The sequence below is a fragment of the Plantactinospora sp. B6F1 genome, from assembly GCF_040120695.1.
Lineage (GTDB): Bacteria > Actinomycetota > Actinomycetes > Mycobacteriales > Micromonosporaceae > Plantactinospora.
This window is the reverse complement of sequence record NZ_JBEEAC010000010.1, coordinates 197,568-212,947: the sequence shown is the minus strand read 5'-3', so window position 1 is coordinate 212,947 and position 15,380 is coordinate 197,568. Positions and strand designations below refer to the sequence as shown.

The 15,380-nt window shown below is 72.9% G+C and carries 10 protein-coding genes; 4 read left to right on the top strand and 6 right to left on the bottom strand.

What is annotated here, in order from left to right:
- Nucleotides 1-123 precede the first annotated feature (123 nt).
- Complete coding sequence (locus tag ABNF97_RS16205) at nucleotides 124-1,761, bottom strand: DUF885 family protein (protein ID WP_130462097.1); 1,638 nt, start codon at nucleotides 1,759-1,761, stop codon at nucleotides 124-126.
- Nucleotides 1,762-1,910: 149 nt separating this feature from the next.
- Between ABNF97_RS16205 and ABNF97_RS16200 the strand changes: the two genes are divergently transcribed.
- Nucleotides 1,911-2,933, top strand: a complete 1,023-nt coding sequence (locus tag ABNF97_RS16200) for a DMT family transporter (protein ID WP_349339002.1) — start codon at nucleotides 1,911-1,913, stop codon at nucleotides 2,931-2,933.
- A gap of 114 nt (nucleotides 2,934-3,047) precedes the next feature.
- Here ABNF97_RS16200 and ABNF97_RS16195 read toward each other — a convergent pair whose 3' ends face one another.
- From ABNF97_RS16195 to mfd, 3 genes are all read right to left on the bottom strand, one after another.
- Nucleotides 3,048-4,052: a nucleoside triphosphate pyrophosphohydrolase gene (locus ABNF97_RS16195; protein ID WP_349339001.1), complete on the bottom strand. Its 1,005-nt coding sequence runs from the start codon at nucleotides 4,050-4,052 to the stop codon at nucleotides 3,048-3,050.
- Between the two features lie 73 nt (nucleotides 4,053-4,125).
- Nucleotides 4,126-4,842 carry a hypothetical protein gene (locus ABNF97_RS16190; protein ID WP_349339000.1) on the bottom strand — a complete coding sequence of 239 codons (717 nt, stop codon included), beginning with the start codon at nucleotides 4,840-4,842 and terminating at the stop codon, nucleotides 4,126-4,128.
- Between the two features lie 62 nt (nucleotides 4,843-4,904).
- Complete coding sequence (mfd, locus tag ABNF97_RS16185; protein ID WP_349338999.1) at nucleotides 4,905-8,561, bottom strand: transcription-repair coupling factor; 3,657 nt, start codon at nucleotides 8,559-8,561, stop codon at nucleotides 4,905-4,907.
- A gap of 176 nt (nucleotides 8,562-8,737) precedes the next feature.
- On the opposite strand from mfd, the gene ABNF97_RS16180 reads away from it, so the two are divergent.
- The 3 genes from ABNF97_RS16180 (at nucleotide 8,738) to ppc (ending at nucleotide 13,525) form a co-directional block, all read left to right on the top strand.
- A complete protein-coding gene (locus tag ABNF97_RS16180; protein ID WP_130462092.1) occupies nucleotides 8,738-9,655 on the top strand; it encodes a cyclase family protein in 918 nt (305 codons plus the stop codon).
- Nucleotides 9,656-9,740: 85 nt separating this feature from the next.
- Nucleotides 9,741-10,529, top strand: a complete 789-nt coding sequence (locus tag ABNF97_RS16175; RefSeq protein ID WP_349338998.1) for a TetR/AcrR family transcriptional regulator — start codon at nucleotides 9,741-9,743, stop codon at nucleotides 10,527-10,529.
- Nucleotides 10,530-10,738: 209 nt separating this feature from the next.
- Nucleotides 10,739-13,525 carry a phosphoenolpyruvate carboxylase gene (gene ppc, locus ABNF97_RS16170; protein WP_130462090.1) on the top strand — a complete coding sequence of 929 codons (2,787 nt, stop codon included), beginning with the start codon at nucleotides 10,739-10,741 and terminating at the stop codon, nucleotides 13,523-13,525.
- Between the two features lie 91 nt (nucleotides 13,526-13,616).
- On the opposite strand, the gene ABNF97_RS16165 is transcribed toward ppc, so the two are convergent.
- Together ABNF97_RS16165 and ABNF97_RS16160 are read right to left on the bottom strand one after the other, a co-directional pair.
- Nucleotides 13,617-14,258, bottom strand: a complete 642-nt coding sequence (locus ABNF97_RS16165; RefSeq protein ID WP_130462089.1) for an N-acetylmuramoyl-L-alanine amidase — start codon at nucleotides 14,256-14,258, stop codon at nucleotides 13,617-13,619.
- 350 nt (nucleotides 14,259-14,608) lie between these two features.
- The gene (locus tag ABNF97_RS16160; protein ID WP_130462088.1) at nucleotides 14,609-15,319 is read right to left on the bottom strand and encodes an ABC transporter permease; all 711 of its coding nucleotides are present in this window, start codon (nucleotides 15,317-15,319) and stop codon (nucleotides 14,609-14,611) included.
- Between the last annotated feature and the right edge of the window lie 61 nt (nucleotides 15,320-15,380).

Genomic DNA, 15,380 nt, shown 5'->3' with positions numbered 1-15,380 from the left:
CACCGCAAAGCCCGCCACGCCCGACGACTCCTCGACCAGCTCCACCAACTCGGCTACCAGACCACCATCCAACCCATCGAAGCCACCTGATCTCAACCCTCGGCAGGACGCCCGATTTTCGTGTCAGGCGAGGTCGTACTCGTCCAGGCCGAGCAGCGCGGGCAGGTGGCGCGGTGCCGGGGAGCCGTGCGCAAGCATCGCGTCGTGCCACTGCCGTACCGGCACCCCGGCCGGCCGGCGCGCGGCGACCCCGGCGACCTGGTGGTAGCCGACGAAATAGGTGGAGAGCTGGGTCGAGGTGAGCAGGGCACGGCGCCACTTGCCGGCCGCCTCGCCCTCCTCCTGGAAGCCCCGCCCGGTCATCAGCGCCAGCGCGTCGGACTCGGAGAGCTCCTCGCAGTGCGTCAACTGGTCCAGGATCGCGTTGATCGTCATCCGTAGCTGCATCTTGAGCTGCTGCAACCGCACCGCCAGGCCACCGAAGCCGCGCGCGACCATCGCCTCCTCGGCGTAGACCGCCCAGCCCTCGATGAACGTCCCCGAACGGCCGAGCGCCCTGGCGCGGCTGCTGCCCCGGTAGCGCCGGGCGTGCGCCAGCTGGAGGAAGTGCCCCGGCACCGCCTCGTGAGCGGTGAGGTTGCGGATCATGTGGTCGTTGTACTCCCGGAAGAACGACTCCACCCGGGCCGCCGACCAGTCCGACGGGGTCGGCGCGATGCAGTAGTACGTCGGCATCGTGGCGGACTCCAGCGGCCCGGGCGCGTCGCAGTAGGCGACCGCGACCCCCCGGTCGTGCTCCGGCATCTCCCTGATCACGCAGGGGTCGTCGACCAGCGACACCAGGTCGGTGTCGGCGACGAAGTCGCGCGCCTCCTGCAGGGTCGTCCGGGCCAGCGGCACCACCGAGGAGTTGTCCGGGCGCTCGTCGCCGAGCAGGGCCAGCGCCTGGCGTACCGTCTCGTCCGAGGCCGGGCCGCCGACCAGTTCGACCGCGGCCGCCCGGATCTGCTCGGTGACCCGCTCCAGGTTGGCCCAGGCCGAGTCGAGCACCTGCCGGGCACCGAGCTCGGTGTCCAGGGTGTGCCAGAGCCGGGCCTCCCAGAGCCGCCGCCCCAGCCGGGGGTCCCGGCCCGGCCCGGGGTCGTCGCGCAGCCCGGAGCGGAGCCGGTCCGCGAAGCCGGCCAGCTCGCGGGCTGCCGCCCGGGCGACCGGCTCGACCGTGCCGCGCAACCCGGGCACCTCGGCCAGCAGTGCCGGCACCTGGGCCCGGACCAGGGCCGCCGCGCCCTCGAACTGCCCGGCGGCGGTCTCGGCGTGGATCCGGGGCACGTCCCGGAGCACGGCCCGCGCCGTGGCCAGCGCGTCCGGTACGGCGGCCAGCCGCCCGGCCAGGCTGCCCAGCCGTACGTCGGCCGGGGCGAACGGGCGGGCGACCAGCGCGTACAGCAGCGGTCCGGGGTTGTGCACCAGGGGGTTCCACTCGTGCGACCGCACCTCGGTCAGCTCGAAGATCCCCCGGTCGACCAGTGCGGTGAGTACGGCGTGGTCGACCCGTTCCGGAACGTCCAGCTCTTCGGCGTCGACCTCGGAGAGCGCGTGCGCGGCGTCCCGCAGCATCGCCACCCGGCCGGCCACCGCGTCGGCGGAGCGGTCCGGCAACCGGTCGTCGAGACCGTGCACGCCGACCGAGAGGGCCAGTTCGGGATCGCTCGCCAGGAGCGCGTCGACGATCCGTTCGGCGAGCGGGACAAATGGTGGCATGGGGAAAACCTAGACGACCGACGTTCCGCCCGTCGGCCGGCATATCGGCAGCCCGCTCCCGGAACCGGCGGCCCCGACCCTAATGGTCCTGTCACAACGCCTCGGTTTGGCCCTGCCTCATGGACCAATCACGCCGTAGCGTTGCTCCGGTGCAGGTCTCGAACCCCGTCGCGGTGCTGCTCTGCGTCGGCGGGATGGTGCTGGTCGGCAGCTCCGTCTCGCTCAGTCAACTGGTCCTCGACTATCCACACCTGACCGGCCAGGCCGCCCGGTACGGGCTGGCCGCCGCCGTACTGTTCGCCCTGGTCCACCGCTTTCCCGGACTGCTGGCCGGCGGCACGCCCCCGCCCGGCCGGCCGAACCGGCGGGAGCTGGTCGTGCTGACCACCCTCGCGCTGACCGGGATGGCCGGGTTCAACGCCTGCATCCTGGTCGCGCTGCCGCACGCCGACCCGGCCGTGGTGGGGACCTTCATCGGCGCCGCACCGCTCGGGCTCGCCCTGCTCGGCCCGCTCACCGCCGGCCGGCGACCGACGCTCCGGCTGGTCGGGGCGGCCGGGATCGTGGTCGCCGGTACCGCACTGGTCCAGGGCAGCGGCCGGGCCGACGCGGTCGGCATCCTCGCCTCGCTCGGTGCGTTCGGCGGCGAGATCGCGTTCTCGCTGCTCGCCGCCGCCGTACTCCCCCGACTCGGGCCGGTACGGGTCGCGGCGTACAGCTGCGCACTGGCCGTACCGCTGCTGCTGGCGGCGGCGATCCCGGCGGGTGAACTGGCCCGGTGGCGGGCGCCCACCGCGACCGAGACCGCGACGTTCGGCTATCTGGCGGCGATGATGACCGTGGTGGCCTTCCTCGCCTGGTTCACCGGGCTGCGCCAGCTGGGGGTGGACCGGGCCGGGGTGCTCGTCGGGCTGATGCCGGTCGCCACCCTGCTCACCGCCGCCGTCCAGGCCGGTCGACCGCCCGACCCGGGGCAGACCGTCGGGGTGCTGGTGGCAGGGGTCGGGATCGCCGTCGGCCTGGGCGCGGGCAGGTCCCGGCGGGACCGCGCTGCTCCGCGCGATCCCGAGCCTGCCGGTGGCCGGGATCGACCAGTGAACCTTTTTCAACCTCCCCTTACGGTCCGTCGGAGCGCAAGGTCGGACGCGGTGTGTAAGCGCCGCGCGGTTTAGGTTGAAAAAGGTTCAATCAACACCTCATCGCACACCGGTTCGCGATGAACGCCCGCCGGTCGGTCCGGGCCGGGTCTCCCGGTCGCCGTCCCGCCGGTGCGCCGTGCCACGACCTCAGGACGGCGCGGCGGAGTCCCCCTCGGCGGCCCGGACCGTCGCCGCATAGTCCAGGGTCGCCCGGCGCAGCGCCGACTCCGCATCCAGGCCCGCCGCCCGGGCCCGGGCCACCGCGTGCAGCAGGCTCGCGCCCAGCCGGGCCGACTCGTCGGCCCCGGCCGTGGGCACCGGCAGCGGCACATCCAGCCCGGCCCGGTCGACCCGGTGCAGCACCTTCGCCGCCAGTGCCAGCGCCGGCTGGGAGAGCGCGACGCCCTCCAGCACCGAGGCCCGGGGCTTCTCGGCCCGCTTGATCCGCTCCCAGTTCTCGATGATCTCGTCGATGTCGTCGACCTCGGCCCCGCCGAAGACGTGCGGGTTGCGTCGGACCATCTTCGCCACCAGGCCACCGGCCACGTCGTCGATCGACCAGCACTCGTCCTCGGGCAGGTTCTCGGCGAGCCGGGCGTGCAGCACCACCTGCAACAGCACGTCCCCCAGCTCCTCGCGGAGCGCGACGAGATCGTTCGCTGCGATGGCGTCGTACGCCTCGTAGCTCTCCTCGAGCAGGTACTGCGCCAGCGAGGCGTGGGTCTGCGCCTGCTTCCACGGGTCACCGCCGGGCGAGACCAGCCGGTCCATCACCGCGACCGCGTCGAGCAGCCGGGCACCGGGCGGATCCCAGGAGCCGTACATCAGCTCCAGCTCGGCGAGCCCGGGTTGGCGTGCCAGCCGCAGCCCCAGTTCCCGGGCCAGCTCCTCGTCACCGGCCGGGCCGGCCAACCAGACCGCCGTACCGTGCGAGGAGACCGTGGCCAGCAGGTCAGGCGCGGGCGACCGGGTGACGGTCACCTCGGCACCGGCCGCGCGTACCGCCGCGCTCAACTCGCTCTCCGCGCCGGCCAGCACCGGGAAGCCGCGTACGACGTCCCAGGCGGGCGCGGTCAGCAGCCCGGCCGGTAGCCGGGGCGAGGTGACCAGCAGCACGATCCGACCAGCCGGGCCGGGCAGTGTGCCGGTCATCGGGCGGTGGGACTGGTCGACGGCAGGGTCATCGGGCACGGCCGGTGCTGCGGGCCGGGTGTCGCCGCGCCGCTCAGCGGGGATCGATCACGGTGTCGGAGCCGGCCTGGCCGATCGGCACGACCACCGCCGGGCTGCTGTCCGAGAAGGTCAGCACCGGGTACTCCAGCGGCCGGTAGCGCGGGTTGACCGTGACGTCGGTGCTCTCCAGCGCCTCGACCAGCGCGTTGCGCATGGTAAGTGCGCGGCGCAGCACGTCACCGTCGAGCTGTTGCCCGGCCTCGCCGTCCTTGGCGTCCGGCGGGATCACCCCGGCGGCCCGGCCCCGGGCCACCACGTCCATCAGTTCCTCCTGGGTCGGCGCGACCGGCTGGGTCACCGGAATGCCGGCCCGGCAGGCGTCCACCTCGGAGAAGAGCCGCGCGTAGCGGGAATCCGCCGGCAGGCCGGTCACCCGGGCGATCTCCTCGATCGGGGCCTGCTCCGACGGCTTGAAGCCCTTGTCGGCGGCGAGCTTGAGGCAGACCTCCCGCATCACCAGGGTGGTGACCACCTCGCGTCGGGTCGGCGCCTTCGACTCGGGAGCGCCCGGCTCGGGCGTCGCGCCCGGCTGCCCGCTCGGTGACACCTTGCTCCGGGCATCGTCGAGCACCGAGGTCACCTCCTCCTCGGTGATCTGCTTGTCCCCGAGGTAGACGGCGACGCTGGAGTCGGACCGGCAGGCGGACAGCGCGGTGGTGCCGAGAACGGCAATGACCGCGATCGAAGCCAGACGACGGACACGCTGCATGCTCGACACTCTCTCACGCAGCCCCGCCGGCCGCGGCACGGGGTCGGAACCGCCCGCCCCGCTCACCTCGCCGACACCGCTGACACCGCCGGGGCCGCCGTCGCCGACGCCGGTTCGCCGAGCACGTCGCGGAGGAGTTGGGCGCACCAGTCCAGCAGGGCCTGGTCGCGCAGCGGCTCGCCGCCGATCCGCCGGGTCGTCGGCCGCGGCACGCTGACCTGGTCGGTCGCCGACTTGTAGACCGCGTCCGGGTGGTAGCGCTTGAGGCGGAGCTGTTTCGAGTCCGGCAGCGGCAGCGGGGAGAACCGCAGGTGCCGGCCCTGGGCCGAGACGTCGCTGAGCCCGTACGCCCGGGCCAGCAGCCGGAACCGGGCCACCGCCACCAGGTTCGCCACCTGCTCGGGCGGCTCGCCGTACCGGTCGGTCATCTCGGCGACCACCTCGGCCAGCCGATCGGCGTCCCGGGCCTCGGCGAGCTTGCGGTACATCTCCAGGCGCAGCCGCTCCACCCCGATGTAGTCGTGCGGCAGGTGCGCGTCGACCGGCAGGTCGATCTTGATGTCGCCCTCCTCCTCCGGCCGCTCGCCCTTGAACGCCTGTACCGCCTCGCCGACCATCCGGACGTAGAGGTCGAAGCCGACCCCCTCGATGTGCCCGGACTGCTCGCCGCCGAGCAGGTTGCCGGCGCCCCGGATCTCCAGGTCCTTCATCGCCACGTACATGCCGGCGCCCAGCTCGGTGTGCTGGGCGATGGTGGCCAGCCGCTCGTGCGCGTGCTCGGTCAGCGGCTTCTCCGGCGGGTAGAGGAAGTAGGCGTACGCCCGCTCCCGGCCCCGACCGACCCGGCCGCGGATCTGGTGCAACTGGGCCAGCCCCAACAGGTCGGCCCGCTCCACGATCAGCGTGTTGGCGTTCGGGATGTCGATGCCGGACTCGACGATCGTGGTGCAGACCAGGACGTCGTACTCCTTCTCCCAGAAGCCGACCATGACCTTCTCCAGGGCGTCCTCGCCCATCTGGCCGTGCGCGACCGCGACCCGGGCCTCCGGGACCAGCTCCCGGATCCGCCGGGCCGCCCGGTCGATCGACTCGACCCGGTTGTGCAGGTAGAAGACCTGGCCGTCGCGGAGCATCTCGCGGTGGATCGCCGCCGCGACCTGCTTGTCGTCGTACGCCCCGACGAAGGTCAGCACCGGGTGCCGCTCCTCCGGCGGGGTGGCGATTGTCGACATCTCCCGGATGCCGGTGATCGCCATCTCCAGGGTCCGCGGGATCGGCGTCGCCGACATGGTCAACACGTCCACGGCGGTACGCAGGGTCTTCAGGTGCTCCTTGTGCTCCACCCCGAACCGCTGCTCCTCGTCCACCACCACCATGCCGAGCGACTTGAACCGGGTCGCCGACTGGAGCAGCCGGTGGGTGCCGATCACGATGTCGGCGCTGCCGTCGGCGGCGGCGGCGAGGGTCGCCTCGGCCTCCTTCGGCGTCTGGAACCGGGACAGCTGCCTGATCGAGATCGGAAACTGCCCCATCCGCTCGGCGAAGGTGTTGTAGTGCTGCTGCGCCAGCAGCGTGGTCGGGACCAGTACGGCGACCTGCTTGCCGTCCTGCACCGCCTTGAACGCGGCCCGGACCGCGATCTCGGTCTTGCCGTACCCGACGTCGCCACAGATCAGCCGGTCCATCGGGGTCGGCTGCTCCATGTCCCGCTTCACCTCCTCGATCGCCCCGAGCTGGTCCGGCGTCTCGGTGTACGGGAAGGCGTCCTCCAGCTCCCGCTGCCACGGGGTGTCCAGGGCGAACGCGTGTCCCTTGGAGGCCTTGCGGGCGGCGTAGAGCTGGACCAGCTGGGCGGCGATCTCCCGTACCGCCTTGCGGGCCCGGGCCTTGGCCTTCTGCCACTCGGCGCCGCCCATCCGGTGCAGGGTCGGCTGCTCGCCTCCGACGTACCGGGAGAGCTGGTCGAGCTGGTCGGTCGGGACGAAGAGCCGGTCGCCGGGCTGGCCGCGCTTGGATGCCGCGTACTCGATGACCAGGTACTCCCGGTCGGCACCGTTGACGGTGCGCTGGACCAGCTCGACGTACCGGCCGATGCCGTGCTGCTCGTGCACGACGTGGTCGCCGGCCCGCAGCTCCAGCGGGTCGATGGTGTTTCGCCGCCGGCTCGGCATCTTGCGCATGTCCCGGGTCGACGAACCCCGGCCTCCGGTGATGTCGTTGCCGGTGACCACCGCGAACCGGGCCTGCTCGTCCAGGAAGCCGTGGTTGAGCGCGCCGCAGGCCACGACCAGCTCCCCGGCACCGGGCGGGGTCGGCACGGTCTCGGTCAGCGCGGCGCCGAGCCCGGCGTCCCGGAGCACCTCGACGGCGCGCTGCGCCGGCCCGTGCCCCTCGAAGACCAGCGCCACCCCCCAGCCGTCGCCGACCCAACGCAACAGGTCGTCGACCACCCGGGCCGTCTCGCCGTGGTAGAGCGGCACCGGCTGGGCGTGCAGCGCCAGCGACTCGCCGGTGTCCGGCACCACCGTCACCTCGGGCTCCGGCTCCACCGCCCACGGCTCGACCGTGGCGGCCGGGCCGGGTGCCGCCGCGCCGAACCCGAACGGGGACGCCGACCACCAGGGCTGGCCGAGGGCGGCGGCGGTGGCGCGTACCTCCGCCAGGGTCTTGAAGGCGGCGGCGCCGAGGTCGATCGGGGCCTGGCCACCGCTGGCCGCCGCGGCCCAGCTCGCCTCCAGGAACTCCGCCGAGGTACGCACCAGGTCGTGCGCCCGGGTCCGGATCCGCTCCGGGTCGCAGAGCAGTACGTGACTGCCGGCCGGCATGCAGTGCAGCAGCAGTTCGAGCGAGTCCGCGCCGATCAGGGCCGGGGCGAGCGACTCCATTCCCTCTACCGGGATCCCCTCGGCGAGCTTGTCCAGGATCTCGGCCAGCTCCGGATGCTCGACCGCCAGCTCGGCGGCGCGGTGCCGGACCGGCCCGGTGAGCAGCAGCTCCCGGCAGGGCGGCGCCCAGAGCGCCGGTACCGCCTGGATGGTCCGCTGGTCGGCGACGGCGAAGGTGCGGATCTCCTCCACCTCGTCGCCCCAGAACTCGACCCGGGACGGGTGCTCGTCGGTGGGCGGGAAGACGTCCAGGATGCCGCCCCGCACGGCGTACTCCCCGCGCTTGGTGACCAGGTCCACCCGGGCGTACGCGAGGTCGGTCAGGCGCCGGGCGGTCTCGGCCAACCCGGCCTCGGCACCGGCGGCCAGCCGGACCGGTTCCAGGTCGCCCAGCCCTTTGAGCTGTGGCTGCAACACCGAGCGGATCGGGGCGACGACCACCCGGACCGGCCCGGCGTGCTCGGCGAGGTCGGGGTGGGCCAGCCGGCGGAGCACGCCGAGCCGCCGGCCGACGGTGTCGGACCGGGGCGAGAGTCGCTCGTGCGGCAGGGTCTCCCAGGCCGGATAGACCACGACCCGCTCCGGCGGCAGCAGGCTGCCCAGCGCGGCGGCCAGGTCGTCGGCCTCCCGGGTGGTGGCGGTCACGGCGAGCACCGGCCGCCCGGCGCCGCCCGCCTCCGCGTCGGCGGCCACGGCGGCGACCAGGAACGGGCGCAGCGTGGGCGGGGCGGTGATGTCGAGCCCGTCGGCGTCGGGGCCACCGGTGCGGGCCAGCGAGCGGGCCCGGGCCAGCGCGGGATCGCGGAGCGCGGCGGTGAGCAGACCGGTGAGCACGCAGATCACAACCTTGCCTTTGGGCGCACTTGCATTCGGGCACGCGGAAAGTGCCCCGCGCCCGGTGCGGACGGGGGGTGTCGGGTCCAGCGTAGTCCCTACGACCGGACCTACCCCCGTTGCCGTTCGCCCTGGCCCCTTGGCCGGAACCGCCGTTCCGTGATCGACTGAAGGTCATGGTGGAGCAGTGGCGGGTCCGGTTCGACGCGGAGGTTCGGTTCGTCAACGGCGGTGGGCTGACCGTGCACGGCTTCCGGCTGGACATCCCGGGCACCGGGATCACCGACGAGGAGTTGGCCGCGCTCCTCGTCCGGCATCTCGGCCTGCTGATGGTCGGCGAGGTGCGGATCACCGGCAAGGAGCTGATCCGCGAGCCGCACAAGGGCGGGCGCGGGGTCGCCACCGCCGCCGAGCCCGGCCGGCGGTCCCGGCTGATCGAGCTGAGCCACGTGATCCGGGACGGCGTGGTCAGCTACCCCGGGCTGCCCGGGCCCCGGATCGTCGAGTGGCTGAGCCGGGAGGCGTCCCGGCAGCGGTACGCCGCCGGCACCGAGTTCCAGATCGGTGAGATCACGATGATCGGCAACACCGGGACGTACGTCGACGCGCCGTCGCACCGCTTCGCCGACGGGGCCGACCTGGCCGGCGTACCGCTGGATCGGCTCGCCGACCTGCCCGGTGTCGTGGTGCGGGTGCCACCCGGCGTCCGGGCGGTCGACCGGCTGCTGCTGGCCCCCTACGAGGTGGCCGGTCGGGCCGTGCTGCTGCACACCGGTTGGGACACCCGGTTCGGCTCGCCCGGCTACGGCGCCCCGGAGCATCCCCACCTGACCGGGGACGGGGCGTCCTGGCTGGTCGAGGGCGGTGCGGCGCTGGTCGGCATCGACTCGGTGAACATCGACGACACCTCCGCGGCCGCCGGCGGCGCCCGGCCGGCGCACACCGCCCTGCTCGCCGCCGGCATCCCGATCGTGGAACACCTGCGCGGGCTGGACTCGCTCCCCCCGGAGGGGTTCCGGTTCACCGCCGTGCCGCCACTGGTCGAGGGGATGGCCAGCTTCCCGGTTCGCGCGTACGCCCGGTTGGACGGCTGACGGTACGCCAGTTCACGCAAGGTACGCCTATTCACGTACCTTGTACGGAAAGCGGTGTCCGGACCGTACCCGAGCGGAGGCGACGATGGCGGTGGAGCGCAGCGGCGGCGGGGATCCGGCCCGGACCCTGGCGCTGCTCTGGACCGCCCAGCCGTCGCCCGGAACGACCGGAACCACCGGCAGACCGACCCGGGGCCGCCCGCCCCGGCTGACCGTGCGGCAGATCCGGCAGGGCGCTATCGCGTTCGCCGACCGGGAGGGGCTGGCCACCATGTCGATGGCCCGGGTCGCCGAGGAACTGGGCGTCGGCACGATGTCCCTCTACACCTACGTCCCGGGCAAGGCCGAGCTGATCGACCTGATGGTCGACGGGGTGATGGCCGAACGCGACCTGCCCGGCCCGGACGACGTAGGCCCGGCGGGCTGGCGGGCCCGGATCGAGCTGTACGCGGAGCGGACCCGGGCGATGTACCAGCGCCACCCGTGGCTCCGGGAGGTCTCCACCGTCCGCCCGCCGCTCGGGCCGGGACTGCTCGCCCAGCAGGAGTACCTGCTGGCCGCCCTCGCCGACCTCGGCCTGCCGGCCCGGCAGGCGGTCGCCGCCGCGGACGCGATCGTCACCTTCGTCGACGCCGCCGCCCGGCAGCAGGCCGAGACCGACCAGCTGGAACGGGCCACCGGCCAGTCGACCGACGAGTGGTGGTCGGACCGGGACTCGTTCTGGGCGGAGCACTTCGACGTCGAGCGCTATCCGGCGATGAACCGCACCTGGGAGGCGGGCGGCTTCGTCGACACCCCGGACGCGATGGCCGACGCCTACCGGCTCGGGCTGCGCCTGCTCCTCGACGGCATCCAGCGCACCGTCGACGCCTAACGGGGGGCGGGAGCGTGAGCAAACTAACGATCACGGGCGGCTTCGCCCGGGACTCGGCATAACGTACGTTTTGTCGGCGCCGGTTAGGCTCTACCAGTACCCGTGGCCGGCAGCACGGCACAGGGCTCGTTAGCGTTCCGCGACCGGCCGCCGATAGCATCCACTGTGTCGGACAACGCTGTCCTCCGTACTCGATCAAGGAGCGCACGGTGACCGACCAGCATGATCACGACGGGCCCGACGCCGCGCTGCGGGCCGACATCCGCCGGCTCGGCAAGCTCCTCGGCCAGACCCTCGCCCGCCAGGAGGGCCCGCCCCTGCTCGACCTGGTCGAGGAGGTCCGCGCGCTGGTCCGGCACGACGCGGAGGCGGCCGCCCAGCGGCTCGGCGCGATGGACGTGACCACCGGCACCAAGCTGGCCCGCGCCTTCTCCACCTACTTCCACCTGGCCAACATCACCGAACAGGTGCACCGCTCCCGCGACCTGCGCCGGCAGCGGGCCGCGCACGGCGGCTGGCTCGACCAGGCCGCCCGGCTGATCCGGGAGCGCGGCGTGCCTCCCGAGGAGATCGCCTCGGTGGCCCGCCGCCTCTCCGTCCGGCCGGTCTTCACCGCCCACCCGACCGAGGCCGCCCGCCGGTCGATCCTCTCCAAGCTGCGTGCCGTCGCCGACGAACTCGACGCCGAGGCCGCCGCCGCGATCCTCTACGGGGCCAGTGACGAGGGCCCGGCCAACCGGCGGCTGGCCGAACTGCTCGACCTGCTCTGGCAGACCGACGAGCTGCGACTCGACCGGCCGGACCCGACCGACGAGGCCCGCAACGCCATCTACTACCTGCGTGACCTCTACGCCGAGGCGGCGCCGCAGGTCCTCGACGACCTCGCCGACACGCTGCGCGGGCTGGGCGTGGAGACCGCGCCGACCGCCCGGCCGCTGACCTTCGGCACCTGGATCGGCGGCGACCGGGACGGCAACCCCTTCGTCACCCCGCAGGTCACCCGGGACGTGCTGCTGATCCAGTACGAGCACGGCATCCAGGCGACCGAGGCGGCGATGGAGGCACTGATCAACGAGATCTCGGTCTCCCGCCGGCTGCGCGGGGTCAGCCTCGACCTGAGCGCCAGCCTCGCCAAGGACCTGGACGCGCTCCCCGAGGTCGCCCCCCGGTTCCGCCGGGTCAACGCCGAGGAGCCCTACCGGCTCAAGGCCCGGTGTGTCCGGGCCAAGCTGGCCAACACCCGCCGCCGGCTCAACCAGGGCACCGCGCACGTGCCGGGGCGGGACTACCGGGGCTCCGCCGACCTCCTCGCCGACCTGGAGCTGATGCGCGCCTCGCTGGCCCGCAACTCCGGCCAGCTCACCGCGGTCGGCCGGCTCGCCTCGGCGATCCGCACCGTCGCCGCCTTCGGCCCGCACCTGGCGACGATGGACATCCGGGAGCACGCCGAGGCGCACCACGTGGTGGTCTCCCAGTTCTACACCCAGGTCGGCGAGGTGCCGGACTACGCGACGCTGAGCCGGAACGAGCGGACCAAACTGCTCGCCGAGGAGCTGGCCGGCCGCCGTCCTCTCTCCACCATGGACACCCCGCTGACCGAGTCGGCCCGGAAGACCTTCGACGTCTTCGGCGCCATCCGGGAGGTGCAGGAACGGTTCGGCGTCGAGGTGATCGAGTCGTACGTGATCTCGATGACGCTCGGCGTGGACGACGTACTCGCCGCCGTGGTGCTGGCCCGGGAGGCCGGGCTGGTCGACGTGCACACCGGCCGGGCCCGGATCGGCTTCGTGCCGCTGCTGGAGACCCCGGCCGAGCTGGACGCCGGGGGCGAACTCCTCGACGAGATGCTGTCGCTGCCGGCGTACCGGGCGATCGTGGCGGCCCGGGGCGACGTGCAGGAGGTGATGCTCGGCTACTCCGACTCCAACAAGGAGGCCGGGATCACCACCTCGCAGTGGTCCATCCACCGGGCCCAGCGCGCGCTGCGGGACGTGGCCGCCCGGCACAACGTACGGCTGCGGCTCTTCCACGGCCGGGGCGGTACGGTCGGCCGCGGCGGCGGACCCACCCACGAGGCGATCCTCGCCCAGCCGTACGGCACGCTGGACGGCGAGATCAAGGTGACCGAGCAGGGCGAGGTCATCTCCGACAAGTACACCCTGCCCTCGCTGGCCCGGGAGAACCTGGAGCTCACCCTGGCGGCGGTGTTGCAGAGCACCCTGCTGCACACCACCCCCCGGCAGCCCGCCGAGGCGCTGGACCGCTGGGACGCCACCATGGACGTGGTCTCCGGCGCGGCATACCGGCGCTACCGGTCGCTGGTGGAGAATCCGGACCTGCCGGCGTACTTCTGGGCCTCCACCCCGACCGAGCTGCTCGGCGCGCTCAACATCGGCTCCAGGCCGGCGAAGCGACCGAACACCGGTGCCGGGCTGGCCGGGCTGCGGGCCATCCCGTGGGTCTTCGGCTGGACCCAGACCCGGCAGATCGTCCCCGGCTGGTTCGGAGTCGGCTCGGGGCTGGCCGCCGCCCGCGAGGCCGGGATGTCCGACATCCTGGCCGAGATGCACCGGGCCTGGCACTTCTTCGGCACGTTCCTGTCGAACGTCGAGATGATGCTCTCCAAGACCGACCTGAACATCGCCCGCCGGTACGTCGAGACCCTGGTCCCGGAGCCGCTGCACCCGATCTTCCACATGATCGAGGCGGAGTACGAGCTGACCAAGCAGGAGGTGCTGGCCATCACCGCCTCCCCCGCGCTGCTGGAGAACTCCCCGGTGCTGCAACGCACCCTCGCCGTCCGGGACACCTACCTGGAGCCGCTGCACCACCTCCAGGTGGCGCTGCTGCGGCAGTACCGCGACTCCGGCGCCGCCGGTCGGGCCATGGCGACCGCGCCGGGCGGCCGGCGCGCCCCCGGCGACGGTACGGCGCTGGAGCGGGCCCTGCTCACCACCGTCAACGGGATCGCCGCCGGGATGCGCAACACCGGCTGAACCGGACGAGGTCTACTGTTTCCGGGAAAGAGTGCCTCCAGCCGACGCCGGAAGGCACTCTTTCCCGGAACTAGCCCGATCGCCGGACCGGTCAGGCCAGCCCGAAGTAACGGGCGATGCCCTGGGCATGTCCGACGGCGAGCGCCTGCCGGAACGCGGCCTGGCCGAGCAGGTTGGCGTCGGCGGCCCGGTCGATGAAGAGGTTCTCGGTGAGCACGGCCGACATCGCGGTCTCGCGCAGCACGTGGAAGTTGGCCGTCTTCTGGCCGCGGTCGGTGACCGAGGCGACGCCGCGGGCGTTGCTCAACACCGCCGCGTGCACGTAGTCCTGGAGGCGCTGAGTCGCCGAACCGGCCGACGGATAGACGTAGCTCTCGAAGCCGGTGCCGCCACCGGCGTTGATGTGGATGCTCACGAAGATGTTGGCGCCCCAGGAGTTCGCGTCGCTGGTCCGCCAGGACAGGCTCCGGGTGATGTCCGAGGTGCGGGACATGCGGACCGAGACGGTCCAGTTGTTCTCCAGATAGGTGCGGGTGCGCAGCGCGATGTCGAGGGTCAGCGCCTTCTCCTGGAGGCCGTTTCCGACCGCGCCGGAGTCGGTGCCGCCGTGGCCGGGGTCGAGATAGATCTTGGGCGTCGCGGCCTGGGCCGGGCTGGCGAGCAGGGGCGCGGCGACCAGACCGGCAGCCGCGGCGAGCAGGACCCGCCTGCGTACGAGGGGTGCGTCGGGCATGGGTTCCTCCCAGGGGATGTGGACGGGTGGTGCCGTCCACGGGTGGATGTGACAGCCGAGACCGGGGGTGGCGTGACAGCTGGATCACGGATGAACTCGACGGTGCGGGCAGCGCGGTGAGCCGCACGCCCACGGTGAACGCCGCGCCCCCACACCGGCGGCATTTGGCCGGTAATTTTCACCGCCTGGGGCACTGGCGTAAATTTTCGACATGACGGCCGTCGATGTCAAGACCGAGCGGTCACGGGGGGAGCCGCTGTCCCGGTCGGGACAGCGGCTCCGGTGATGCGCGAGGGTCGGCCGTCATCGGCCGAGGATGGGCGGCGGGTCGCCGTCGGGCCGTGGCGCCGTCAGCTCGTCTCGCCGGCCACGCTGAACCTACCCAGGCGGCGGACCGCCAGCATCGTGAAGCCGACCGTGAAGAGCGCGCTCATCACGATCGCCACCGGCAGCGACACCGACCCGTCCAGCAGCGCCGTCGGCGCGATCCGGTCGGTCAGGGTCACCACGTAGTGCTGCACCGACAGCACCCGGGTACCGCTGACGATGCTGTTCAGCAGCCCCTCCCAGATCAGCACGTAGACCAGGCCGAGCAACACCGGGCGCCGGGTCAGCAGGCTCAGGGCCAGGAAGAACGCCGAGTACGCCAGCGCGCCGACCACGCTCGCGGCGGCCAGCCCGAGCCCGAAGCGTACGGAGTCGACCAGCACCCCGGCGACGTAGAGGGGTACGGCGACGGTCAGCGCGGTGACCCCGGTCGCCACGGCCAGCTTCGGCAGCACGACCTGCCAGCGGGGCAGCGGCTTGGTCAGGATGTGCAGCAGCGTCCCGTCGTCGATCTCGGAACCGAGCACCCCGGTACCGACGATCAGCGCGGTGACCGGCAACAGCACGCCCAGTCCCAGCCCGTACACGATCGGTTCGCCCCACTGGGTCGGGTCGACGCCGGCCGACCGGGCCAGTACGGCGAGCCCGACGAGCAGGACCGGCAGCGGGAAGAGCAGCAGGAACCGGCGACGGCCGAAGAGGCCACGGGCGGTGATCCAGGCAACGGTCGACATGGTCACTCCTTCGTTCGCGACTGCGGGGCTCGCAAAACCGGCTCACTCCTCGCACTCACGG

What these genes read in the sequence shown, in the direction of transcription:
- ABNF97_RS16205 (WP_130462097.1), bottom strand. Translation starts at nt 1,761, where the DNA reads ATGCCACCATTTGTCCCGCTCGCCGAACGGATCGTCGACGCGCTCCTG.
- ABNF97_RS16195 (WP_349339001.1), bottom strand. Translation starts at nt 4,052, where the DNA reads ATGACCGGCACACTGCCCGGCCCGGCTGGTCGGATCGTGCTGCTGGTC.
- ABNF97_RS16190 (WP_349339000.1), bottom strand. Translation starts at nt 4,842, where the DNA reads ATGCAGCGTGTCCGTCGTCTGGCTTCGATCGCGGTCATTGCCGTTCTC.
- ABNF97_RS16180 (WP_130462092.1), top strand. Translation starts at nt 8,738, where the DNA reads ATGGTGGAGCAGTGGCGGGTCCGGTTCGACGCGGAGGTTCGGTTCGTC.
- ABNF97_RS16175 (WP_349338998.1), top strand. Translation starts at nt 9,741, where the DNA reads ATGGCGGTGGAGCGCAGCGGCGGCGGGGATCCGGCCCGGACCCTGGCG.
- ABNF97_RS16165 (WP_130462089.1), bottom strand. Translation starts at nt 14,258, where the DNA reads ATGCCCGACGCACCCCTCGTACGCAGGCGGGTCCTGCTCGCCGCGGCT.
- ABNF97_RS16160 (WP_130462088.1), bottom strand. Translation starts at nt 15,319, where the DNA reads ATGTCGACCGTTGCCTGGATCACCGCCCGTGGCCTCTTCGGCCGTCGC.